Below are 24789 nucleotides of genomic sequence, written 5' to 3' on the forward strand. Positions count from 1 at the left end.
AAGTTGGTGTAAAAAAATGCAGTTTTGTAGTCAGCGCTAATTACAAGGCAATTAATTATCCTTATATAAGGGACATATAAGGGACTTTCAGCGAACGTAGGGGTGCAAGGCTTTGTGCCCCTACAAATCTACAAATAATTTTGGATAATTTATTTTTTCTCAGTCCCTAATAATTGGGTTTATCTACACCTACTTACTTACACCACTACAACTTATGAAACATTTTTATTGAAAAGATCGCAATAGCAAGCTAACAATATTTGGTGGTGTTTCTCGCACAGGTGATGCTGTCTTTGTTTGTATTAAAGTATTTGGGCTAAGTCCTGCTATCAGATGGAGCAAGAAGGTGATGATGGCGGCTTGCATAAGTTTTTCCAGCATGGCACGTCTCTCTCTGAATGGATAGCATTTCAACTGTGACTGGTTATTCTAAATACACCTCGTACTCCCGATTTACCGAATCTAACAAAAATAACTTGATAAATGCCGAAGGAAATCCTAAAAAAATGTTTAAAATGTTACTGGTAGTTAACATAATTTCCTAAGCAAATCGGATTTCGGTTATCGGTTTAATCAATACATCGCCAAGGTTGTACAGCAAAGTCCGAGATATAAGATTGGCGACAATTGAAGTTTTTTGATTTATTCTTCCCTAAACCGGAATATTTTCTTAGACAGCTTTTGTCGCTAAAAAGTGCCCTTGGAGGTTGAATCTATTGCAAAAGCAGATTTTGCTCCTTTGGTGAATCAGACAGAATAGCCAAGATTTACTTATATCTACTTAGCAATAGTAGAGATCAGCCCCAGTTTCGTGCTGTCACCGATAAAATGTATTTAAAGTAGCCACAAACACGCTTCCATGATTCCTATCGTTATTGAACAATCGGGTCGAGGTGAACGCGCCTTTGACATCTACTCACGGCTGTTACGTGAGCGCATCATCTTTTTGGGACAACAAGTTGATAACAATATTGCCAACTTGATTGTTGCCCAACTGCTGTATTTGGATGCTGAAGACCCGGAGAAAGACATTTATATGTACATCAATTCTCCCGGTGGTTCGGTGACGGCTGGTATGGGCATTTTTGACACTATGAAGCATATTCGCCCTGATGTCTGTACAATTTGTACCGGATTAGCAGCGAGTATGGGTGCTTTTCTCCTCAGCGCGGGTACTAAAGGTAAGCGGATGAGTCTACCCCATTCTCGGATTATGATTCATCAACCTTTAGGCGGCGCTCAAGGACAAGCGACTGATATTGAAATTCAGGCGCGGGAAATTCTGTACCATAAGCGGCGGCTAAACGACTATTTAGCTGAACATACAGGTCAACCAATTGAGCGCATTGCTGAAGATACTGAACGTGACTTTTTCATGTCGCCAGAAGAAGCCAGAGACTACGGTTTGATTGACCAAGTGATTGACCGTCACGCCGCTGGTAGCCGCCCAGCAGTTGCTGTTCTTAATTAATAGTCACGATTGGTAAATGATGATTTACCACTTTTAATTTCCTTAAACCCTAAAAATAACCCCTTTTCATAACTGAAGAGGGGTTATTTGACTTACAGCAGTTTTTATGTATTTAGACCACAATTATGAGACCTAACCCCCAGCCCCTTCCCTACTAGCGTTGGGGAGAAAATCAAAGCCTCTCTCCTCGTAGGAGAGAGGAATGGAAGTGAGGCCTATTTGTGGTTCATTTACCTGAAAATAGCTGTAAAAACTCGATTTGAAAGGGTCAAGATCCTATTTGTCGAGATGAAGGTAGTCTCAATCCGGTAGCAGATATTGAATAAATTCCAACTTTTGATTGTCTGAAGATACACATTTCGATCCTGACATAGGATCGTCAAAAGTTGGGAATAACCATAATTTGTCGCTTTACACTAGCCTCAAAACTAGTTTGCTGGAGTAGAGCGATGTTATCAAAACAAACTTTTTGTGACTAAATAATACCAAGCAATTCACTAATTGTCTACTTTGTCAATGCATAAGTTCTAGTACTCTGCCAACCCAAAAATGCGCTTGTGGAGGTTGGGGAAAGGTTAAAGGGGAAAGGGAAAGGGATTAAAAACATGAGTCCCTTTTCCCCTTACCCTTTACCCCGCTTGCGTTCCCAAGGCGTACTACTAGACGAATCAATTCTGGATAGCCCAGGTGCGGTACAATTTCAATTCGCACACGAGGCATAGTTAATCACAGTTTTATTTCCGCTCAAATAATACTATCTTTGGCAAATTCGTATTAGTTATTACTAGGAGTTATGCAAAAATTGCTAAAAAGCTTAATTTATCGAACCACCTTCTCTGTGAGAGGCTGACGCCAACGCGCAGCGTATCGAAAAGAAGAGCGCCGAGAATTCGTAGAGTGTGCGTAACTCCTAATTACAAATGAAGAATCACAAATGACTAATCAAAATCCCGCTATTGGGTCTGGCTGAGATTGTAAGTATTTGAGGAATCCGTGTAGTTCTTCTTCAGTCAGCAAAGTCCGCCCGCGCTTACCATAGGTTTCAATCAGATGTTCCCGTCCTTGTTCTGGTGTCCAGCCTAAGCGCTGGATTTCGACATCAGTTTTAGCAATTACATCCGACAAATCTGCTGGTGTTGGTTGAGATGCAAGGGATGCAAGGTATTGCCAGAAGTCTAGTAATTCTGCTTCTGTCAGCAAAGTACGCGATCGCTTACCATAAGTTTTAATCAGATGCTCCCGTCCCCGTTCTGTTGTCCAGCCTAAACGCTGCATTTGGACATCGGTGTTAGCCAATATCTGAGATAAATCCTCAGAAGATATTCTAGTAATTACATTGTCTGATTCTTCTGAGTATGTAGAGAAATTTTGGAACTCTTCATATTCTGCATCAAGATTGCTGGGGTATTCTACTATAGGTTGAGCTTCAAAATATTTGAGTAATTCTAATAGTTCTTCTTGAGTAGGCGAATTCTGACTTTGCTTGCTAGAAGTTGTTGTAACATACTCCTGTTCCTCCTCTTTCATCCAACATAACCGTTCGATTTCAGAATTAATTTGTCCCTGCTGTTCCATCCAACATAACTGTTCGATGTCAACATTAATTTTGGCACTCACAACTCGATTTAATGGTTGAGATTCAAGGTATTGAAGGAAGTCTAGTAATTCTAATTGTGTCAGTAAAGTTCGCGATCGCTTCCCATAATTTTTTATGAGATGTTCCCGTCCCTGGTCTATTGTCCACCCTAGTCGCTGCATTTCAACGTCTGTTTGAGCAATTACTTCAGAAAAATTCACAGGTCATAGCTTCCTTACTGTTTCAAGAGCCTATGTTATTAGTCATTAGCCCTTACAAATGACTAATGACCAATGACAAATGACAAATGACAAATGACTAATCAAAATCCCGCTATTGGGTCTGGCTGAGATTGTAAGTATTTGAGGAATCCGTGTAATTCTTCTTCAGTCAGCAAAGTCCGCCCGCGCTTACCGTAGGTTTCAATCAGATGCTCCCGTCCCTGTTCTGGTGTCCAGCCTAAACGCTGAAGTTCGACATCTGTTTTAGCAATTACATCTGATAAATCCACTGGTTCAGCTTTTTTCTTTCTCTTTCCTGTCACTGACGGGGTAGCGACATTTTCTTGAGGACTGTAACTCCGGGGTGTAAATGGTGTGACATTGTTGGCAGAAATTGCCGGAAAGGTTTGATTTTCTGGCTGGTTATCAAAATTTATTTCCAAGTTCTCAACTGGCGGATCGAATTCTAGCTCCTGCTTGGCAGTCATCGGAAAGTTTTGACCTAAATCCTGACTATAGGTATCGTTTAGAGGCGCAGCATTGCTGTACCCGTATTGTTCCTTACTATTTGTTACTACTTCTGGTTTGATGTTCCGTTCTTTGGAAGGCGGTATAGAGATTTCTTTGTCGCTGACTGCTGGCCACTGACTACTAACAAAATCCTTATCTTTGGCCGAGGAATAAGCAGCAGGCTCACTCAATCCACCTTTAGTATTCAAGTCAGGATTTAGCTGTGCTGGGGAAACTGGACTTGAGGTCAACGCCACTGATTCTAGTGGCGCGTTTGTAATACCCAAAACTATCAGTGCCCTGGTTCTAGCTTGGTCTTCTGCTGCTTCGACTGTTTCTGCTGCTGCCATACCCGTAGCACGGGTTACGCCTTCAATTTGCACGCTTGCCCGAACAATATATTTTCCTTGAAAAATTTGCACTAATTCAGAAATCAAACTGCCTTTGGGATACAAGCTCTGGAATTGAGCCAACATAATACTGCTACCAATCTAAATATTTTTAATAACGGCGTTGATACTGCTTGTATGTTTAAGCTCTATCAGCTGCCCTTACTTTAATTTACATCCACTCGATACCCAGGATGCCTGCCAATATTGCATTTATTCATTTTTAATTGCCTACTATGTATTATCAGCTTCTTGGCAGGCGATGAGTAGGTATAATTCTCTCCTCTAAGCCGTCAAGGTGATATTCTTACTTTGCCTGGTGTCCCAATTGTAGCAGTAGCTCTTTTTTGACGAAATTTTTGGTCAGTGCTAACTTATCTGGGTAGTCTTGCTTGCAATGCTATACTGATTACCCAAGTCTATATCTAGAACTATTTTCTGGAAGTGCGCTCTAAATCTACAATAATGGAGATAAGGTTCGCCCTCGCTGCTTATTAAGCTGCTTACCTAATTGTTACCGATTCTACATGTGGGAAAATTGGGTTCACCAGCAGTTCCTCCTAGTTAAAAATCAGAGTTTAATGGCGTAAAATTACCTTCTCTCTAGACAATCAAACACCTGTAGTTTCCACGCCACTTGACGGCAGTGCGGTCTTGGGGAGACCCCAGACGCTCGCAGACTCGCTAAGGCTTTTAGCGTCTCCCCTTGGAAAAGACCGCAGTGGCTCCCTTGCATAGCGCTTTTGGGCAGTATGGATTCTCTAAACCCAGCTTCTTAAAAACCCGTCGCGTAATTAACTAGCGGGGCTAAATTTTAATCAGGTGTGCAATCTTAAGTTTGGTTAGGTGAAGGGACTTGAACGCAGGCGAATTCTGAGAGCATCGTGCAGTGAGAAGTTTGTAAACGCCCAGAGTTGTCCGTGGGTCGGCTTCTTTGCAAAGGAACTGCGGGAGTAGTTTCCCCCTCTTACTGGGTCGGGCTTCCTTTCCTTAGAACTTAGGAAGCTTGCTTCAGAGCAATTAGTTTCCAGCTTGTTTCTGTAAGCCGTGAGGGTATACAGAAATGAACCAGATTAAACAACAAATGATGTTTTGACCAAAGGTCGGTTCACTGCATGGAATTTTCAATCGCTACACTCCTTGCCAATTTCACCGATGATAAATTGGTAGCTCGGAAGGTTTTAGAAAAGAAACTTGGCTGTGAAGATGAAAAAAGTTTACAAAAACTTCACATTGCCTTAGATGTTCTGGAAAAAATCGGTATTTTAGTGAAGGAACGGGGCAAGTACCGCCGTGTCTCAGAAGAGGGAATAATCGAGGCAAAACTCCGTTGTTCTAGTAAAGGTTTTTGCTTTGCTATTCAAGATGTGGAAGGAGCCGAGGATATTTACATCCGCGAAAGTCATCTGAGCAATGCTTGGAATGGCGATCGCGTTTTGGTGAGAGTTCTCAAAGAAGGCAGTCGCCGTCGCTCTCCCGAAGGTGAGGTGAAGCTGATTCTCGAACGCTCTAACCACACTTTACTGGCACGAATCAAGCAGGTAGAAACTGGTTTTCGGGCTGTGCCTTTAGACGATCGCTTACTGTTTGAACTCAAGATTCAACCTAACGGGGCGAAGTTAGAAGAAGCGATCGATCATCTGGTTCATGTGGAAGTTTTGCGTTACCCGTTGGCACAATATCCTCCCCTTGGTCGAGTGGTGCAAATCCTCGGTAGCGATGCCGAAGCCGCTGCTGATATAGATTTAGTTACGTGCAAACACGACCTTTCCCGGACTTTTCCAGATAATGTTCTAGAAGCAGCTGCGAGGTTGCCCAAAAAGCTCCTGAAAGCAGACCTGAAAAATCGGCTAGATTTACGTAATTTGTTTACTCTCACGATTGAAGGAGTAAATAGCGATACCAAAGTTATAGAAAACGCTTTTAGTTTAGAAAAAAACTTAGCTGGAAATTGGCTTTTGGGCGTTCATATCACCGATGTTTCTCACTATGTCCAACCTGATGAAGCCTTAGATAGAGAAGCACTCAAACGGGGCAAATCAGTATATCTAGGAGAATTGGTGTTACCAATCTTGCCCCCAGCAGTAGCAGAACGCTGTTCTTTAGTACCTGGGAGCGATCGCTTAACCATCTCTTTTTTAATTACCATCGATCCCCAATCGGGAGAAGTGCTGGAATGGGAAATTCAACCCAGTGTAATTAATGTCGAAACTGCACTGACTACAGAACAAGCCCAAGCAATTCTCACAGGTGAAGTTGAAGATAAATCATCACAGGTTTTCCAAATCCTGCAAGACCTCCAAGCCTTGCAAACTGCCGTGAAACAGGTACGGTTAAATCGTGGTAGCCTCCAGTTGAATCTGCCGCCTAGCCAAAACGCCTATTATGATGAGGGGATTCTCGGCGCTGTGGTGGTGAATGATTTACCAGTGCGATCGCTACTCACGGAGTTGGTGTTATTAGTTAATCAACTGTTTGCAACTCACTTAAACGCCCTTGGTGTTCCGGCTATCTGGCGAGTTCAAGGTACTCCTGATGTTGAAGATGTCCAGGAAATGCTGAAATTGGCAGTCAATTTAGGCGTTGACCTCACATTAGATCCAGAAGTTGATATCCAACCCTTAGATTACCAACATTTGACCACAGCTTTTGCTGAATCTCCCTCCGAGCAAGTTCTTACTTACTTGTTACAAGATACACTGAAGCCGTCTGCATACAGTACCACCAAAGGATCTCACTTTGGTCTGGCATTACCGCAATATGTCCACTTTAGCGCTCCCTTGCGGCGGTTCCCAGATTTGCTGATGCAGAGAGTGTATTACACGCTACTAGAAAACGGACGCGATCGCCGCAATACCCGTGTCAGAGAGCGGGTTAACCTACGCCACTCTTCTAGCCACGAGGAAATTAACTGGAACGTTTTACCCCCAGAATTGCAACAAGAACTGCAAAGCGATTTGACCAGGGTAATTGTTCAAATCAACGACCGAGAAAAAGAAGTCCAAGAAGCCGAAGCCGATTTAGCCGGACTGCAAAAAGCCCAACTGATGAAGCAACGCATTGGTCAGGTATTTCAAGGCGTGATTACCGGGGTTCAATCCTACGGTTTCTTTGTGGAAATTGAAGTGCCTGCGGCTGAGGTGGAGTCCAGCACTAATCATGGTGTGCCTTTGCGGGTAGAGGGATTGGTACACGTCAGTTCTCTCAAAGATGATTGGTATGAATATCGCGCCAGACAACAGGCACTGTTTGGGCGCAAAAATCGCGCTTCTTATCGACTAGGCGATCGCGTCGCCGTCCAAGTTAAGAGTGTCGATTACTACCGTCAGCAAATTGATTTGGTAACAGTAGGCAGCGATGGCGTCGCCAAAGGTTTAACTGGCAATGATTCTCGTGACGACCTTTCAGACCTATACTTACCAAATGATATGGAGCCTGATGACCTAGATCCTTACTCTGAGGACGAGTAAAATCCACTAGAAGTTACGTGTCAAATAACACTAAACCTTTAATTTTAGGCGTATCGGGCGCATCTGGTCTGATTTACGCTGTTCGCGCGATCAAATTTTTGCTAGAAGCGGAGTATAGCATTGAATTAGTTGCCTCTAAATCAACTTACATGGTTTGGCAGTCAGAACAGGAAATTCGGATGCCACCAGAACCAACCGGGCAAGAACAATTCTGGCGAGAGCAAGCTGGTGTTGCACTTGCCGGTAAACTCCGGTGTCATCCTTGGAGCGATGTCGGAGCCGGAATTGCCAGCGGTTCCTTTGCCACTCTGGGGATGATGATTATTCCATGCAGCATGAGTACAGTAGCAAAGCTAGCGGTTGGCTTGAGTTCCGATTTACTAGAACGGGCAGCGGATGTCCAACTCAAAGAAGGGCGAAAGCTGGTTATTGTCCCGCGTGAAACGCCTTTTAGCCTCATCCACCTGCGTAACTTAACTTCTTTAGCAGAAGTTGGAGTTAGAGTTGTCCCCGCTATTCCCGCCTGGTATCACAATCCCCAAACCATTGAGGATTTAGTTGATTTTGTAGTTGCCCGTGCTTTAGATCAACTAGATATTGACTGTATCCCAATTCAGCGGTGGCAAGGTCGTCGCTAATACCCTGAGTAGATTTATTAGACCTCTTGCAAAAATATATTTTTCCAAGACAGGGAAAAGGGTAAAGGTTAAAGGGGAAGGGTTTTGAGTTTCTTTACCCTTTTCCCCTTCACCTTTACCCCGACAAATGCCAAGAAGTCTATTGTAAATTTCACAATAGTCTTAAAAAGGTAATGATAGAGATGGCTGATAGTGTCAGTAGTCAGCGAACAGTAATTAGTGAAGAATAACTAGACCGATCGCTGACTATTGATAATTGACTGCTGATAATTGACAACTGACAAAATTGCTATGGCTGTAATTCGCTTAATTCTATTGGTGGCAGTACTGGGAGGACTAACGCTGTTATTAGTCCAAAATTTCTCACCTGCCCTATCGCTAGTATTTTTGGGCGTGCGAACTCAACCATTACCACTAGCGATATGGATTTTGTTCAGTACTGCCACTGGTGCTTTCACATCGATATTGATTGCTACCTTATTTAATTTATCCAATTATTTTGTAGCAGGACAACGCCAAACTCCTAACAGAAGAACCGCCCCTTCAAGTCGTGCGAAGGCAACCCAAAGAGAAGAACCGACATCTCGCCCTGCCAGTCCTCCACCACCAGCTAGTAAAAGAGAAGAGTCTAGCAGTGAGGGATTTGATGATTGGGAGACAAATAGCAGTAGAGATGATGATTGGAACTTTGATGAAAAGTCAGAAGAAGTGCCTATTCCTAATTCTCAAGCTCAACAACCTAAAGACTCAACAACTTACGAACGTCAATCAGAAGCCAAAAGCACTTCTCGGTCTGGTTCAGTTTACTCCTACAGCTACCGCGAGCCAAAAAATACGGCTGCGGGAAAAACTGAATCAATTTACGATGCTGATTACCGAGTAATTATCCCCCCTTACCAGCCGCCAACTACCAATCAAGCCGATGATGATGATTGGGAATTTTTTGAGGATGATGATGATTTTGAAGATGATGGTAAACGCCCCCGTCGGTGAGATGTAGCAGGCTACATCTCTATTTAATGCCACACCGTTCTCTAGATTCCTGCTTGACCCTACCAGTCATGGCAGCTTCTTGCAAAATCATGAAAGCATTAAAATCTTCCAAGTCATATCGGGTAGTCAACAGTTGTCGTAGTTGATCTTCAGCTTCAACTGTCAAATAACCAGTTACTAAAGCTCTTTCTACAACGTCACGAATTCGAGTCATGGTTGACACCTCATTCATACAATATTTATTCATTCAGGCTTATTGGGGTGGAATATGCAGTAGTCTTTGTGTCGAAATTTCAATTTTTTTGCAAGGTTTTTTTGGGCGATCGCGGTAAATCAGTCATTATTTACACCTTTATTAGAAACATTTAATTGAGCGGGTCTTGTTATAACTGAACTTTTAGAATAACGACCCTGTGCTGTTAGAAACACAGTATTATGTATACTTAAAATTAACCATCAGAGTAAAAACCCTGATTATTCAGATAGACAGATATTGTTTAAATAAAGTTTCAAACAAGCTAGGTTAATTTTTTGGTTAAGCATAGGCATTACTATACAGCAATTACCTAGTTACTTCAGGTAAATTACTACATTCCTAAGAAATTGATGAGTTATTACTGATGGTAATTTCACAGAAGAATCGTTAATTTATTGCCTAAGTTACTTTAAATAGATTAATAACGGTAATTATGTCATTTCGTTCCTCTTAAAATAGAAGATGAATTTGCAGATTTTAAAAATAATTGGAAGTTAGAAAAGTTATAAGTAAATTTGAGAGAAACAAAGTGAAAAACTTTGATATCTGTTGAAAATAAATTTATTGAGGTTTATTTTGTTTTTGTATGCCTGCGGAAATTACTAATATCGGCATCAAGTTGTAGTAGTAAACTATTAGAGTTTGCGCGATTATGTATCAAACTCCGTATTTTTAAGTCCTAGATTGAATCGTTGAGTTTATAATTTAAAGCTGTGACTCAGCACTCAAAACTTATAATTGGAGCGAAGCAACTGGTGAGCAGCTTATTACAAGGAGTCAACCTGTACTTAATTGGTATTATGGGCGTTGGTAAGACGACAGTAGGGCGCTTACTAGCAAAAGAACTGGGTTATAGGTTTGTAGATACCGATGGTGTCATTGTCCAAGCAACAGGTAAATCTATCAATCAATTATTTGCAGAAGTTGGTGAAGCCAGGTTTCGCCAGTTAGAAAGTGACGTACTTTCACAAATTTGTGCTTTTACAAAGTTGACTATCGCAACCGGTGGGGGCATTGTATTGCGGCGAGAAAATTGGGGTTACTTGCACCACGGTTTGATAGTGTGGCTAGATACGCCAGTGGAGATAATTTACAGTCGTTTAGCTGAGGATACCACAAGACCACTGCTGCAAGATATCGATCCTAAAGCTAAGTTGCGATCGCTCCTCGAACAACGAACACCACTTTATTCTCAAGCCGATTTGCACATCACCGAGCAAGAGGGAGATACACCTGAAGACGTTGCCAAGCGAATACTTGAGGCAATTCCTAGCGTTCTCAAAACACAAGTTTCTCATTAAGAAGACTCAAATTACCAAATTTTGCCCATCCGTAGGATAAATCTTGGTAATTCTGGATTACCATTAACTGCTTCGGGATTATCCAAAATTTCAACTTCTCGATTCGGACGATAAATGTAGACTTTTCGATTTTGCCGATCGATTAACCAGCCTAGTGATGCACCGTTATCGATGTACTCCTGCATTTTCTCTTGTAATTTGATCGGGCGATGTCTACGACGGGCTACGCCTACGCTAGAGGAGCGTAACTCAATTACAAAGCTGGGACAAATTGGTGCAAATGAGGCTTTTTGTGCATCTGTTAAGGCGTTCCAGCGCTCCAGTTCAATCCAAGAAGCATCAGGGGAACGCATCGCTCCATTAGGTAGCGTAAAACCTGTACTGGAGTCAAAGCCTATGCCAGTGCCATCTTGTTCAGTCCAATTCCCAAGCTGTGCAGCAATGTTAAAGTTACGGTTGCCCGTATCTGAAAAAGCTGGTGGCATAATGATGACTTCCCCATTGGCAGTACGCTCAATTCGTAAATCTCCATTGGCTTGGCAGAATTCATAGAACTGCTCATTTGTCATCTGCACAAGGGAGGGGAAATTTACCGTTAGGGGTGTGCTTTCAGTTTGAATTAGCAGCGTAGTCATTTTCATTCCCTAGCTTCAGCCGAATGGTTTCAATTCTAGAGGTTTGAAGCAAGAGCATTGGTTGTGATAGCAACAAGTCGAACAATTTCCAAATGTGGAATTAGCTTTTGCTTGGACAAGAGACAGAAATGCTCCCCTTGTTTTAGGACAGATGAATTTTTTCTTAGAATTAAATGTATGTTTTTATCGTGCTGAGTTAGCATCTGAGATTAGCCCTAAATAAAATTATTTGTTTGTTTCCAATAATTCGGTTTGCGCTTACGATGCGCGATGTCTGATAGCAAGCCGCAAAGCGTCTACGCAACCCCAAAAACCTGCGCTTTATTAAGTTGTGGGTGACGCTGCCTACTATCCTGGCATTTTAGTGTTAAATCTCCATAAAGGGATCGATAGAACCCAAAAAGCTTATTTTGCTCTTGGCAGCTATGAGATATTGTTACAAGGTACAAAGTCTTCTACACTGACTGAAATAGGTTTTAACTCTCTCTGTTAGGCTCCTCATGACGGTCAACGATTCTGAATACATCAGGCAAGCTGAAGCCACTCGTGTACGTGTACTCAGCGAAGCACTACCTTATATTCAACAATTCGCCGGTCGCACTGTTGTTGTCAAATATGGTGGCGCGGCAATGAAAGATAGCACACTCAAAGACAAAGTTATCCGCGATATTGTATTCTTATCCTGCGTGGGCTTGCGTCCGATTGTAGTACACGGCGGTGGCCCAGAAATTAACAGTTGGTTAGATAAGCTGGGCATCGAACCACAATTTAAGAATGGTCTGCGAGTCACTGATGCCGCCACAATGGATGTGGTGGAAATGGTTTTAGTTGGTCGAGTTAATAAAGAAATTGTCTCCTTAATTAACCAAGCTGGTGGTTTGGCTGTCGGACTTTGTGGTAAAGACGGTAATCTATTTACTGCCCGTTCCCAAGGTCAAGAAGGCATTGGTTTTGTGGGAGAAGTCAGCAATGTAAATATCAAGATTTTGGAAACCCTCGCTAGCAATGGCTATATTCCGGTAGTGTCTAGTGTCGCCGCAGACGAGACGGGGCAAGCTTATAACATTAACGCCGATACCGTAGCCGGGGAAATCGCTGCTGCATTAGGTGCAGAAAAGTTAATTTTACTGACCGACACCAGTGGAATTTTAAAAGATTACAAAGACCAATCTACTTTGATTCCGAAAGTAGATATTCGTGAAGCCCGCGAGTTGATTGCTGATGGTATAGTTAGCGGTGGGATGATTCCCAAAGTGAATTGCTGTGTGCGATCGCTTGCTCAAGGAGTCCGTGCCGCACACATCATCGATGGTCGCATTCCCCACGCGCTGTTACTGGAAATCTTTACTGATGTTGGGATTGGGACGATGATTCTCGGTTCGCAGTTTACCTATTAGAGTGCCGAGTGCTGAGTGAGAAGTGAGGAGTGAGGAGTAAAGAGTTCTTATTATCCCCTCATCTCCCTACTCTACCGGGGATAGGTAATAATAACCCGCGATCGCCCACCGCTAAATGGTGTACGAGGCCATGAATTATTGATAATTACTGGATTAACTAGGGTTGAATCTCGAATTGTTGGATTGATCGGCGTGAAATTTCTCACGTTTTGCCTAAACTGGGGATAGGAATAATCGCGGTAATTATTGCGTTGTGGTATCAGTCCTGTTGTTGGGTCTACAAGCATAGGTGTGGGAATCGGACTACCATAAATAAAGGAACCCACAGAAGGCGATCGCCTGACTCCATAATCATAACCACCATCATTTACGAACACACGCTCGGCGGAATGCGATCGCCTGACTCCATAACCACTATCAATCACGAACGCGCGCTGGGCGGAAGCTGGAGCAATGCTTACACCCATCACTGCTAAAGTCATACCTGCTAAGAGCCAATTCAGTTGCGAATGCTTGATTTTCAACATAATTTTGCTCACCTGCATTTGATACCAGAATTTTTAATCAGAAAATAGTCGCAGCTACTTAGTTAAATTTTAGAAGTTTATCCACTTTCAGATTGCCAGCTTTTGAAAAGATTCCAAAAAGATTGCTGGCATTGGCAAAATGAAAATAGTGCTAATTTTTGTATAAGACGTGAGTACAGAAAGTCTAGAAATTGCTAAAACCCGCTACCAGGCTGGGAAAGTTGCCTTTGAGAATGGGCAATACCGTGAAGCCGTAGAAAATTTAGAAAAGGCCAGCGCTTTATTAGCTCGTAATTCTCGTCTTGGGGGCGAAGTAGAAATTCATCTAGTGACAGCTTATGAAGCGGCTGGACGCACGGATGATGCGATCGCTCTTTGCGAAAGACTCAAACGCCATGCTCATTTTGAAATTGGCAAACAAGCGCGGCGGATGCTTTATATCTTAAAAGCACCAAAGCTGAAAAGACCCAGCGAATGGATGACCGAAATCCCCGATTTGGGCACACTAGCCGATAATGAACTCAAAATTTCTGTACCTGCTAAGTCTTCAAAATCTTCTGGGGAGCAAAAGCCAAAACCTGCCGAGCCAGAATTCGTTGACCTCAGTCAGGTCAATACCAGAGATAATCGCTTTATCTGGGTGGCGCTAATTGCCATTGGTTTAACCATCTCGTACTTGGTTTGGTTGAATTTTTCCGGAACTCCTGGCTGATAATAATTTTGGATTTTGGATTTTAGATTCTTGTGGTTTATGCTTCACCCAGAAGGGTTGAGGCATGAACCAAAATCCAAAATTTAAAATTTTTGAGCTTTATCCGCTTATCGGTGGGGTCAATCCAAAATCCAAAATTTAAAATCCAAAATCTGTTGACTTTTGGGGAGATTTATAGTTATGAATTCTTCAATTTTCGGAAAGATTTTCTTGTGGTTAGTCAGATCGTTTAATTTTGTGTTGGCAAATCTGAAATTGCCCTTACGACTGAATGGTCGAAATCGAATGAACCGCGTCTTTCCCATCCGAAATCCTATTCTTTGGCTAGTGCTGTTAACATCTCTCCTACTGACTGGCTGTGTGAAGTACGATGTGGGACTTAACTTTGACAACTCAAATAGTGGCGAACTAGTACAGCATATTAAGTTGGGAGAACGGCTAACCAGTTTTAGCGGCGATTCGGTGTACGAGTGGTTAAAGAGCATAGAACGCCGCGCCCGTGAACTTGAGGGTAAAGCACAGCGAGTTTCCCCAGAAGAAATCATCGTCACAATTCCTTTTAGCAGTGGTAGGGAATTGCAAGAGAAGTTCAACGAATTCTTTAACTCCCGTGCGAATCAACCCTCTGAGTCTGTACAGAGCGAATCTGACTCAGGACTGCCGAAAATTGAATCAAACGTCCTCTTGGAGGAGAATAATTTTTTACTTTTAGTCCGAAATCGGTTGATTTATGATTTGGATTTGCGATCGCTCTCTCTAATCGCTAGCAAAGGTAACGTCCTAGCTAATGCTGGTTCAATTCTCGATTTGGAATTTAGTTTAAAGACTCCTTGGGGAGCCAAAAATATTCGACTAACTGAAACTGCAATTGAGCCAGAAAAAAATGGCAATAAATTAGTGTGGAAACTCCAGCCTGGTGAGCTAAACCACATAGAAGCTGTTTTCTGGCTTCCTAGCCCCCTTGGTATTGGTGGGTTGTTAATTATTCTGTTTGTCTCAGGAGGATTGTACTTGAGATATAATTTCATGCCAGATCCCAGAATTCAGTTTCCTCCCAAAGTAGCAGCAATCCAGGAACAGTAGACTATTTATCTGTTAAATATTGTTAGCGAAGCCGATGCATTTTCCATCGGCTTTTTTACCTTTTCCCCAGCTTTTTGTAAAAATGAGTCATAGCGAATTAGCCAAAGAAATTGTTCGTGTTTCCTATTTGAAAGGCGAGTTTCGGTTACGTTCTGGTCAGATATCTGACCATTACTTTGATAAATATCAGTTTGAATCTAATCCTTTGTTACTGAAGCAGTTAGCTAAAGAAATGGTAAAAAAGATTCCACCAGGAACAGAAATTTTAGCAGGACTAGAATTAGGAGGAGTTCCTTTAGCAACAGCAATTTCATTAGAAGTTGAATTACCAGTTGTCTTTGTTCGGAAGACAAAAAAAGAATATGGTACTGAGAAGCTAGCAGAAGGAATTGATATCCAAGGGAAAAAATTGTGTATCATTGAAGACGTGATTACAACAGGTGGTCAAGTTGTAAAAAGTACCGAAGCACTGCGTAATCAGGGAGCGATCGTGGACTTTGTACTCTGCGTAATCTGGCGCGGAAGAACGGAAGACAACAGCCTCGAAAAAGCTGGTATTCAAAAACTTCCTCTATTTGATATGGAAGAGCTTTCAGTATGGATGGAACTGTCTTGAAGCCCACAATTAAAATATTTTAGACAATAGTTCTAAAAATACTTAGGTTTGAGATAAAACTTGTGTAATTTCAGCTTAAACATTACTATTGCTATGTTCTCGTTGTTCGCTGCCATACCAACGTTCAGCAAGTCCATTGAGTTGATGAAGGATTTCAATGAGTTCCTGTCCGCGTTCTGTAAGACCGTAAGTGACTTGAGGTGGGATAGTTGGTTCATACTGGCGATAAATAATTTCTGCTGCTTCCAGCATCCTCAGTCTTTCTGTCAGCATTTTGGTTGATATGCCTTCTACTTGGCGCTTCAATGCACCAAAACGAGTAGGCCCGCGATTACACAACACCCATAGTATGTACATTGTCCAGGGGCCCGATAATAAGGACATCAAAATACTGATTGGGCAAGCATCAGGATTTGTAGAAGCAGACATCGATAAGTTAGCCAAAATTATCCAATAGTTACTTTATAGTAACTACTTTACTTTAGTAACTAGTTACTTTTAGTATCTGATGTAATGCTTTGAAATAAAGATTTAAAAAAAGTAAAAGCAGAAATCCTAGTTAATCAGGAGATATTTGTGGTAAACATTCTACATATTGATTCCAGCCCCCGTGGTGAACGATCGCACTCTAGAGAATTATCTAAGGAATTCGTCAGTGCTTGGAAGGCAGCACATCCTGAAGATGCGATCGCCTATCGAGATTTAGGGCATCACCCAGTTCCTCACGTTGATGAAGCTTGGATTGCGGCGGCATTTTCACCACCAGAAACCCATACTCCAGAATTAACTGAGGCAATTAGGATTTCTGACGAACTGGTTGATGAGTTTTTGGCAGGCGATCGCTACGTCTTTGGAGTGCCAATGTATAACTTCAATATACCTTCCACTTTTAAGGCTTACATCGACCAAATCGTTCGCATTAACCGGACTGTTGCCTTAGATGCTCAAGGTTTTAGAGGGTTAGTCGAAGGTAAAAAGGCAGTTATCATTACAGCTCGTGGCGGTGACTTTAGCGCCACCTCCCCAGCCGTTGCCTACGACTTCCAAGAACCCTACCTGCGGACGATTTTCGGCTTTATTGGGCTTACAGACATTCAATTTATTAACGCTAATAGCCTGAATGAAGGTGATGCTCGTACCCAATCTCTATCAGAAGCACGAGCAGCAATTAAAGATTTGATTACTCAGTGGTAATGTGATACGGGGCATTGGGCATTGGGCATTGGGCATGGGGCATTGGGCATTGGGAAGGAGGAGGCAGAAGGCAGAAGGCAGGAGGCAGAAGTTCTTTAATTTTGAATTTTGAATTTTGAATTGATTTCTCCCCCTGCCTCCCCTTCACGGTGACAATCGCTCAATCTTCCAAGTGCCATTATCTAAACGGCTATAGAGCAAGCGATCGTGCAGGCGGCTAGGGCGTCCTTGCCAAAACTCAATTTCTGTAGGGATAACTCGTAAGCCTCCCCAATGAGACGGTCGAAAAATCTCTTGATTTTCATATTTGCTTTGGAATTCCTGCAAGCGTCGCTCTAAGACTTCTCGACTTTCTATGACCTCGCTTTGATTAGATACCCATGCACCCAGGCGACTGTTAGCTGGGCGACTGTGAAAATATTGGTCAGACTCAGTTTCGGAAACTTTCTCCACATACCCCGAAATTCGAACTTGACGTTCCAGTTCTGCCCACCAAAAGACTAAAGCCGCTTGGGGGTTTTCTGCTAATTCTTGTCCTTTGTGACTGTTGTAGTTAGTAAAGAAGGTAAAGCCCCGTTCATCAAAATCCTTAAGCAGTACCATTCTGGCTGAAGGCTTACCGTCTGGTGTGGCTGTGGCAATGGTCATGGCATTAGGTTCAGGGAGTTGTGCTGCTAGAGCCTGATCGAACCATTTTTTAAATTGGATAAAAGGATTGAGTTCTACTTCGAGTTCGCTCAAGCCTTCCAAGGTGTAGTCTTTGCGAAGACCAGCTACAGTTTTGTCCATTGTGATTTGTTTCCTTGCTATCAGATACGCTTATATATATCTTTGTTAAAAATATCTATGATGATAATCAGTGCCATCAAGAATTTTACAAATTTTCTCAAGGAATATTTAAAATAGGTTGCGTCAGATGCGCCGTTCAGCCTCCCTTCAACGCTTGTTAATTTATGGTCTGAGCGGTCCGATTATCGCTCTCAATATCTGGTTGCTGTCTGTACTTTTTCGCTATTTCCAGCATCCCATTACTGTCTTGAGCATTGCGGCGATTCTGGCTTTTCTGCTCAATTACCCGGTTAAGTTCTTTGAACGTGCTCAGATCACCCGCACTCAGGCGGTGATCGTAGTTTTACTGGCAACATTAACCCTGCTTGGGATTTTGGGCGTTACCCTAGTACCGTTGATCGTCGATCAAACAATCCAACTGTTAAATAAGATCCCTGATTGGTTAACCGCCAGTCAAGCAAACCTAGAGCAGTTTGAGATGTTGGCAAAGCAACGACGTTTGCCAATCGATCTGAGGGTTGTGAGTAGTCAAATCAATGCCAACATTCAAAATGTAGTGCAACAGCTAGCTTCTGGTGCAGTAGGATTTGCTGGAACACTACTTTCTGGATTAGTTGACTTAGTGTTAGTCATTGTGCTTGCATTTTATATGCTTTTATATGGCGATCGCGTCTGGTATGGTCTGATCAATCTTTTACCCTCTAACATTGGAGATCCCCTCACCACATCCTTGCGCTTAAACTTTCAGAACTTCTTCCTTGGGCAGCTGTTACTAGGATTGTTCATGGTGCTAACCCTGACACCAATTTTCTTAGTTATAAAGGTGCCTTTTGCCCTGTTGTTTGCCATTTTAATCGGTATTTCAGAACTCATTCCCTTTATTGGGGCGTCTCTCGGTATTGGTCTGGTGACAATTTTAGTACTACTGCAAAATTGGTGGTTAGCAGTTCAAGTTGCGATCGCGGCAATTCTCATGCAGCAGCTTAAAGATAACTTGTTAGCTCCCAGGATACTCGGTAATTTTATCGGACTCAATCCCATTTGGATTTTTGTAGCTATTTTGATGGGATTTGAGATTGCTGGCTTGTTAGGGACAATTGTTGCTGTTCCAATTGCTGGTACTATTAAGGGCACTTTCGATGCTATTAAGAGCGGCAAGCCGAGTGATTTTGTCTCAACTGTCACTATTGCCCATGATTCGCCTCCTGATTAAGGGGGCAGGGGGGACAAAGGGACAAGGGGGACAAGGGGACAAGGGGGAATTATTGAACAAGTCTTTTTCTTATCTCTCCCCTCTTCCTTGTCTACCTTGTCTCTTCTCAATGCCCAATGCCCCATGCCCAATGCCGAATGCCCAAGGTCAAAAGTTGCACAATCTAATCTCACAATTCACAATGGTGATCGATTACAAATTTTAGAGGATATTGCCAGCAGGCAATTTCTGAAAAAAGAAGCGCAAGCGAATGTATAGAGTATACGCTTTGCCAATAGTCAATTAATTTAGTCTTGAATTTACAGTCTTTTGATTCTCATTAATTAACTTAGAACCTGTTGATGGAAGCTTCCGAGCTGTTAGAAACAATCACATTTTTGATTTACCAAGCCGAGCAGGGGGAAATTGATCCTTGGGATGTCCAAGTGATCGAGGTGATTGACCGCTATTTAGAACTGATGGCACCGGGGGCAATAACAAGAGGCTATGAAGCGGACTTGTCTCAATCTGGACAGGCATTTTTATCAGCATCAATGCTGGTATTATTCAAGGCAAATACCTTGATGCAATTGTCAACAGTAGGAGATGCACAAGATGGTGTAGAAGATGATGCCTTACTGGAAGGTGAGGACGGTGTATTACATCAGGGTCATCGTCTACCCTTAGAACGGCAATTGCGTCGTCGTCCAGCGGCAATGCCACCACCAAAGCGTCGGGTAACTCTGCAAGAGTTAATCGAGCAATTGCAGATTATGGCTAACCAACTAAAACTGGTAGAAAAAGTCAGCAAACCTATCCGTCCCAGGCGTCAACCTAGCGTTCAAAGTATGCGAGAGGCGCTGGAGTTAGCTCACCAAGAAAATCTGACAGAAGTCGCTAAGGAACTGGAGCAGGTGTTGAATTTGTCTGCAAAAGAGCTAAGTTTAGAACAAACTTGGTTGAATTTAGAACAACTTGTAGAGTTGTGGACTAAGACAAAGCTTCTTAACCAAAATGGGTCTGGACACGAGTCTAAACACAGTAACCTAGTTAGCGTTTTCTGGGCACTACTATTACTCTCGGCTCAATCGAAGGTAGAGCTATTTCAAGAGGATTTTTATCATGAAATTAAAATTCGCTTAATTAGAGATTCAGCTAATATCGGCAAACCTTTTGAGAACCCGATGAACTAAGAAAGTCAAAAGTGGAGGCAGGAGGCAGGAGGCAGGAGGCAGAGATAGAAACTGTTTATATGTGATGCGTAAGTCCTGCATTTTGTACCTCATCTACTTGTAAACTGCTGTATTGTTGCTTTTTGGTGAAAAGTGACGCTCTTGTGTTGCTAACAGAGCGCCGGAACCGACGATCCGACTTTTCGCTTTGTCACGGATAACAGCGCCCTATATTTATGCATGAAGAGACAAAACAATTTAAATCAAAAGTGCGGGCATCAAGATTTAAGACTTCCTGGTTAGAGAAATAGGAATTTATTTATGGGTTTTCCTCCTGCCTCCAGCATAGCTGCTTCCTTTGTCATAGATTTTTGATTCAGCCGCAAAATCCGAGTAAATTGAAAAGATAAGCGATCGCTTGTCATCTAAGTATATCAATGGTTGTAATAACCACTAAATTCCTGTTATCCCTATTCTGGGGGATGACTTAGAGCAGAAATAAAAACTGATGATAAAGTATCACTCGATGAAAGTAAACTGGCTTGTGGTTGAGGAATAAATTTTTATGAAAGCGATGATTCTCGCGGCTGGCAAGGGTACTCGCGTGCGTCCGATTACGTACACTATGCCCAAGCCGATGATGCCCATCCTGCAAAAGCCAGTGATGGAGTTTTTACTAGAACTGTTACGCCATCATGGATTTGACCAGATTCTAGTCAATGTTAGTCATTTGGCTGAGGAAATAGAAAACTATTTCCGTGATGGTCAGCGGTTTGGAGTGCAAATTGCCTATTCCTTTGAAGGGAAAATTGATGACGACGGTAAATTGGTGGGCGAAGCGATAGGTTCAGCTGGAGGGATGCGACGCATCCAAGATTTCTCACCCTTTTTTGATGATACCTTTGTAGTTTTATGTGGTGATGCTTTAATTGACTTGGATTTAACTGCGGCGGTTAAATGGCATAGAGCTAAAGGGTCGATCGCTACCATTATCACTAAATCTGTCCCCAAAGAAGAAGTTTCTAGCTATGGTGTGGTTGTGACTGACGAAGAAGGTCGTGTCAAAGCTTTCCAAGAAAAACCTTCAACTGAAGAAGCCCTCAGCACCAACATCAACACAGGTATTTACATTTTTGAGCCAGAGGTTTTTAACTATATTCCCTCTGATGTTGAATATGACATTGGTAGCCAATTGTTTCCCAAATTGGTAGAAATCAAAGCCCCCTTTTACGCCATTCCTATGGACTTTGAATGGGTAGATATTGGTAAAGTTCCAGACTATTGGCGGGCGATTCGTGGTGTGCTGCTGGGTGAAATCAAAAATGTACAAATTCCTGGTCATGAAGTCGCCCCTGGTATTTACACTGGCTTAAATGTCGCCGTAAATTGGGACAAAGTGGATATCACAGGCCCAGTTTACATTGGTGGGATGACAAGAATCGAAGACGGAGCTAAAATTGTCGGCCCAGCCATGATTGGCCCCAATTGTTGGATATGTAGTGGCGCAACAGTGGAAAACAGCGTCATTTTTGAATGGTCGCGCTTGGGACCTGGAGTCCGGTTAGTCGATAAGCTGGTATTTGGACGTTATTGCGTAGATAAAACTGGCGCTGCGATCGATGTTCAAGCTGCTGCTTTAGACTGGCTGATTACCGATGCCCGTCAGACACCGCCATCACATACCCCTGTTGAGCGACAAGCGATAGAGGAATTGTTGGGGACAAATACAAATTAAAGTTAGGAGTTAGGAGTTAGGAGTTAGGAGTTAGGAGTTAAGAGTTAGGAGTTTGGAGTTATTATTTCATATTTCCCTCTTCACTTCTAACTTTTAACTTTATTCCTAACTCTTCACTCCTAACTCCTAACTATTTAAGTACGTATATCTTCTAAGACTCTGCTCGTAGGTTTGCAGTAGTCGTTGAGATTCTGCTAGGGTGATGCGCTTTTCTTCTAATGCTTTCTCGCAACGCTGGCGAATGTTTTCTACCATATCTTCGGAGTCATACTGGACGTAGCTTACTACTTCGCTCATCGTGTCACCTTTGACAACGTGTTCAATTTGGTAGCCTTTGGGCGTTAATTGGATGTGAACGGCGTTGGTATCGCCAAACAAGTTGTGCAAATTCCCCATGATTTCCTGGTAAGCTCCATTCAAGAACATTCCCAAATAATAGGGTTCTCCGGGCTTGTAGGTGTGCAATTCTAAAACCGACTTGACATCGCGCAGGTCAATAAAGCGGTCGATTTTACCATCACTGTCGCAGGTGAGGTCTGCTAAAATTCCCCGCCGTGTTGGTTCTTCATCTAAGCGGTGGATTGGCATGATCGGGAATAGTTGGTCGATCGCCCAGCAATCTGGTGCCGATTGGAACACTGACATATTCACGTAGTAGATGGAAGCCATGATTTTCTCTAGGTCTTCTAGTTCATCGGGTACGTATTCTTCCTGTCTAGTGATGGTAAGAATTTTTTGACAACAAGCCCAGTAGAGACGTTCGGCTTTAGCTCGTTCTCTGAGGCGTAAAATTCCTAAGTTGAAGCGGCTGATGGCTTCTTCTTTGAATTGTGTAGCGTCGTGGTAGAACTCCTGATAATTCTCTTTGTTAATGGATTGGTAAGTTTCCCAAAGATAATTAATAATCGGGGATTCTCCCTCTTGTGGAGGTTCTGGGTTGTCGAGAGGGACATCACTAGTACTAAGAACATCAAAAATCAGCACCGACTGATGGGAAGCGATCGCTCGTCCACTTTCACTAATCAGTGTTGGTACGGGAATCTGCCGCTCTGCACAGGTATCTTTTAACTCTGCCACGATGTCATTGGCATAGTTCTGCATGTTGTAATTTTTCGATGCATAGAAGTTGGTTTGAGAGCCATCATAATCTACGCCCAAGCCGCCACCAACATCCAAATATTTCATATCCGCCCCCAGCATTGCCAATTCCACATAAATGCGGCTGGCTTCTTGGATAGCATCTTTAATTACATTAATGGCAGAGATTTGTGAGCCGATATGGAAGTGCATCAACTGCAAAGAATCGAGCAGGTTAGCTTCGCGTAACTTGTCAACAGCCTCGATGACTTCAGGCATTGTCAAACCAAATTTAGCGCGATCGCCACTAGAGGTTCCCCAACGTCCCATACCTTGGGTACTGAGTTTAGCACGAACACCTAATATCGGCTTAATGCCTAACTGGCGATTGGCATCAATTACCAAATCAACTTCTTCAATCTGTTCTAAGACGATGATTGGTGTTTGCCCTAGTCTTTGGGCTAACATTGCCGTTTCGATGTATTCTCGGTCTTTGTAGCCGTTGCAAACTAACAATGCTCCTGGTGTATCCAACACAGCTAGAGCAATCATTAATTCTGGCTTGGAACCTGCTTCTAAACCAAATTGATGGGGCTTGCCAAATTTCACTAAATCCTCAATCAAATGCCGTTCTTGATTGCATTTGACAGGAAACACACCACGATAGACACCAGGGTAATTATAGCGGGCGATCGCTTTGGCAAAACAAGCATTCAACCGCTCAATCCGGTCTTCCAAAATATCGGAAAAGCGAATCAACATGGGAAGTCCCAAGTTGCGCTGTTTCATGGAGTTGACCAATTCAAACAAGTCAAGAGATCCCCCGCGATCGCCCTTGGGTGACACGGTAACGTGACCAGCAGCGCTAATGGAAAAATAAGGTTGTCCCCATCCTTCAATGCGGTACAAGGCTTCGCTATCCTCAATTTTCCAGGAGCGAGGTAAATCTCCTGTGGTAGTAGGACTCGGTGGTAACAGTTTTTTTTGTTTATGATTTTTCACTTCAGATTTTTGTCCATTGGACGGTACTTGTACCACCTCGTCAGATGTAGCAGTTGACTCAACACCCATTTCTTCCTAACCTCTGTTTTTCACCCATGAGTTAACAATTTAGCGCATTCATTTAGGAACGTATATGCACCCAAGGATAATTTCTGAGATAAACTCTGATTGGTCAAGAGTCGTATGTCATTAGTCATTAGTCATTAGTCATTGGTCATTGGTCATTAGTGCAAAACCCTTGTACTCAAGACAGAGGACGACAAAGGACGAAGGACAAAGGACAAAGGACAATTGACTAGATAAAAACTTTATTAAGCTTTGGGAGATAGTAATGGAGCGCACATTTTTAGCAATTAAGCCTGATGGCGTCCAGCGGGGACTAGTGGGGGAAATTATCCGTCGCTTTGAAACTAAAGGTTTTACCCTAGTTGGTTTAAAGTTACTAAAAGTCAGTCGGGAATTGGCTGAACAACACTATGATGTTCACCGGGAACGTCCCTTTTTTGCTGGTCTAGTCGAATTTATCACTTCTAGCCCAGTGGTAGCAATGGTATGGGAAGGTGATGGTGTCGTTGCATCTGCTAGAAAGATTATTGGTGCGACGAACCCTTTAACAGCAGAGCCAGGAACGATTCGGGGCGATTTTGGTCTGAATATCGGTCGCAACTTAATCCACGGTTCTGATGCTCAAGAAACCGCGCAACGGGAAATAGCCCTATGGTTTAAGGATGAAGAATTAGTCAGTTGGCAACCACACTTATCGCCTTGGTTGCACGAGTAAGACATTAGGGACTGGGGACTGGGTACTGGGGACTAGAAACTAGTTATTTCCC

24 protein-coding genes are annotated in these 24789 nt (G+C 42.7%); 15 read left to right on the forward strand and 9 right to left on the reverse strand.

Going from position 1 to position 24789, the window contains the following annotated elements; translation table 11 throughout:
• Nucleotides 1-225: 225 nt before the first annotated feature.
• The gene (locus tag RMX89_RS02870; RefSeq protein ID WP_322670745.1) at nt 226-381 is read right to left on the reverse strand and encodes a hypothetical protein; all 156 of its coding nucleotides are present in this window, start codon (nt 379-381) and stop codon (nt 226-228) included.
• 478 nt (nt 382-859) lie between these two features.
• Between RMX89_RS02870 and clpP the strand changes: the two genes are divergently transcribed.
• On the forward strand, nt 860-1471 hold the full coding sequence (gene clpP, locus RMX89_RS02875; protein WP_322670746.1) for an ATP-dependent Clp endopeptidase proteolytic subunit ClpP: 612 nt from the start codon (nt 860-862) through the stop codon (nt 1469-1471).
• Between the two features lie 942 nt (nt 1472-2413).
• On the opposite strand, the gene RMX89_RS02880 is transcribed toward clpP, so the two are convergent.
• Nucleotides 2414-3268, reverse strand: coding sequence for a hypothetical protein (locus RMX89_RS02880; RefSeq protein ID WP_322687852.1), 855 nt, complete (start codon nt 3266-3268; stop codon nt 2414-2416).
• 101 nt (nt 3269-3369) lie between these two features.
• Entirely contained in the window at nt 3370-4254 is an 885-nt protein-coding gene (locus RMX89_RS02885) for a hypothetical protein (protein ID WP_322687853.1), read from the reverse strand.
• 1028 nt (nt 4255-5282) lie between these two features.
• Between RMX89_RS02885 and RMX89_RS02890 the strand changes: the two genes are divergently transcribed.
• From RMX89_RS02890 to RMX89_RS02900, 3 genes are all read left to right on the forward strand, one after another.
• The gene (locus RMX89_RS02890) at nt 5283-7637 is read left to right on the forward strand and encodes a ribonuclease R family protein (protein WP_322687854.1); all 2355 of its coding nucleotides are present in this window, start codon (nt 5283-5285) and stop codon (nt 7635-7637) included.
• 17 nt (nt 7638-7654) lie between these two features.
• Nucleotides 7655-8275, forward strand: a complete 621-nt coding sequence (locus RMX89_RS02895; protein ID WP_179065018.1) for a flavin prenyltransferase UbiX — start codon at nt 7655-7657, stop codon at nt 8273-8275.
• A 291-nt stretch (nt 8276-8566) separates the two neighbouring features.
• Nucleotides 8567-9268: a LapA family protein gene (locus RMX89_RS02900; RefSeq protein WP_322683450.1), complete on the forward strand. Its 702-nt coding sequence runs from the start codon at nt 8567-8569 to the stop codon at nt 9266-9268.
• Between the two features lie 19 nt (nt 9269-9287).
• Here the strand turns inward: RMX89_RS02900 and RMX89_RS02905 are convergent, their stop codons facing one another.
• A complete protein-coding gene (locus RMX89_RS02905) occupies nt 9288-9482 on the reverse strand; it encodes a hypothetical protein (protein ID WP_322683364.1) in 195 nt (64 codons plus the stop codon).
• A 797-nt stretch (nt 9483-10279) separates the two neighbouring features.
• Here RMX89_RS02905 and RMX89_RS02910 point away from each other — a divergent pair.
• A complete protein-coding gene (locus RMX89_RS02910) occupies nt 10280-10825 on the forward strand; it encodes a shikimate kinase (protein ID WP_322687921.1) in 546 nt (181 codons plus the stop codon).
• An 11-nt stretch (nt 10826-10836) separates the two neighbouring features.
• Here RMX89_RS02910 and RMX89_RS02915 read toward each other — a convergent pair whose 3' ends face one another.
• Complete coding sequence (locus RMX89_RS02915) at nt 10837-11460, reverse strand: Uma2 family endonuclease (RefSeq protein ID WP_322687855.1); 624 nt, start codon at nt 11458-11460, stop codon at nt 10837-10839.
• Between the two features lie 500 nt (nt 11461-11960).
• Between RMX89_RS02915 and argB the strand changes: the two genes are divergently transcribed.
• On the forward strand, nt 11961-12857 hold the full coding sequence (argB, locus tag RMX89_RS02920) for an acetylglutamate kinase (protein ID WP_322687856.1): 897 nt from the start codon (nt 11961-11963) through the stop codon (nt 12855-12857).
• A 71-nt stretch (nt 12858-12928) separates the two neighbouring features.
• On the opposite strand, the gene RMX89_RS02925 is transcribed toward argB, so the two are convergent.
• The gene (locus tag RMX89_RS02925; RefSeq protein ID WP_322687857.1) at nt 12929-13384 is read right to left on the reverse strand and encodes a hypothetical protein; all 456 of its coding nucleotides are present in this window, start codon (nt 13382-13384) and stop codon (nt 12929-12931) included.
• A 169-nt stretch (nt 13385-13553) separates the two neighbouring features.
• Between RMX89_RS02925 and RMX89_RS02930 the strand changes: the two genes are divergently transcribed.
• From RMX89_RS02930 to pyrE, 3 genes are all read left to right on the forward strand, one after another.
• Nucleotides 13554-14096 (forward strand): tetratricopeptide repeat protein, encoded by a 543-nt coding sequence (locus RMX89_RS02930; protein WP_322687858.1) that lies wholly within the window; start codon nt 13554-13556, stop codon nt 14094-14096.
• Nucleotides 14097-14276: 180 nt separating this feature from the next.
• Entirely contained in the window at nt 14277-15179 is a 903-nt protein-coding gene (locus tag RMX89_RS02935) for a DUF3153 domain-containing protein (protein ID WP_322687859.1), read from the forward strand.
• Nucleotides 15180-15261: 82 nt separating this feature from the next.
• On the forward strand, nt 15262-15795 hold the full coding sequence (gene pyrE, locus RMX89_RS02940) for an orotate phosphoribosyltransferase (protein ID WP_322687860.1): 534 nt from the start codon (nt 15262-15264) through the stop codon (nt 15793-15795).
• A 75-nt stretch (nt 15796-15870) separates the two neighbouring features.
• Here the strand turns inward: pyrE and RMX89_RS02945 are convergent, their stop codons facing one another.
• Nucleotides 15871-16224 (reverse strand): helix-turn-helix domain-containing protein, encoded by a 354-nt coding sequence (locus tag RMX89_RS02945; protein ID WP_322670761.1) that lies wholly within the window; start codon nt 16222-16224, stop codon nt 15871-15873.
• A 147-nt stretch (nt 16225-16371) separates the two neighbouring features.
• On the opposite strand from RMX89_RS02945, the gene RMX89_RS02950 reads away from it, so the two are divergent.
• Nucleotides 16372-16989, forward strand: a complete 618-nt coding sequence (locus RMX89_RS02950) for an FMN-dependent NADH-azoreductase (RefSeq protein WP_322687861.1) — start codon at nt 16372-16374, stop codon at nt 16987-16989.
• Nucleotides 16990-17133: 144 nt separating this feature from the next.
• Here RMX89_RS02950 and pdxH read toward each other — a convergent pair whose 3' ends face one another.
• Nucleotides 17134-17778 carry a pyridoxamine 5'-phosphate oxidase gene (gene pdxH / locus RMX89_RS02955; RefSeq protein ID WP_322670763.1) on the reverse strand — a complete coding sequence of 215 codons (645 nt, stop codon included), beginning with the start codon at nt 17776-17778 and terminating at the stop codon, nt 17134-17136.
• A gap of 127 nt (nt 17779-17905) precedes the next feature.
• Here pdxH and RMX89_RS02960 point away from each other — a divergent pair, with 127 nt between their 5' ends.
• From RMX89_RS02960 to RMX89_RS02975, 4 genes are all read left to right on the forward strand, one after another.
• Complete coding sequence (locus RMX89_RS02960) at nt 17906-18991, forward strand: AI-2E family transporter (RefSeq protein WP_322683372.1); 1086 nt, start codon at nt 17906-17908, stop codon at nt 18989-18991.
• Between the two features lie 123 nt (nt 18992-19114).
• Nucleotides 19115-19249, forward strand: coding sequence for a hypothetical protein (locus RMX89_RS02965; RefSeq protein WP_322687862.1), 135 nt, complete (start codon nt 19115-19117; stop codon nt 19247-19249).
• 83 nt (nt 19250-19332) lie between these two features.
• A complete protein-coding gene (locus RMX89_RS02970) occupies nt 19333-20163 on the forward strand; it encodes a ScpA family protein (protein ID WP_322670765.1) in 831 nt (276 codons plus the stop codon).
• Nucleotides 20164-20707: 544 nt separating this feature from the next.
• The gene (locus tag RMX89_RS02975; protein ID WP_322670766.1) at nt 20708-21877 is read left to right on the forward strand and encodes an NDP-sugar synthase; all 1170 of its coding nucleotides are present in this window, start codon (nt 20708-20710) and stop codon (nt 21875-21877) included.
• A gap of 126 nt (nt 21878-22003) precedes the next feature.
• Here RMX89_RS02975 and speA read toward each other — a convergent pair whose 3' ends face one another.
• Nucleotides 22004-24025 carry a biosynthetic arginine decarboxylase gene (gene speA / locus RMX89_RS02980; protein ID WP_322670767.1) on the reverse strand — a complete coding sequence of 674 codons (2022 nt, stop codon included), beginning with the start codon at nt 24023-24025 and terminating at the stop codon, nt 22004-22006.
• A gap of 262 nt (nt 24026-24287) precedes the next feature.
• On the opposite strand from speA, the gene ndk reads away from it, so the two are divergent.
• Nucleotides 24288-24737: a nucleoside-diphosphate kinase gene (gene ndk / locus RMX89_RS02985; RefSeq protein WP_322687863.1), complete on the forward strand. Its 450-nt coding sequence runs from the start codon at nt 24288-24290 to the stop codon at nt 24735-24737.
• Nucleotides 24738-24789: the final 52 nt, after the last annotated feature.

The organism is Nostoc sp. DedSLP04 (assembly GCF_034530775.1).
Classification (GTDB): domain Bacteria; phylum Cyanobacteriota; class Cyanobacteriia; order Cyanobacteriales; family Nostocaceae; genus Nostoc.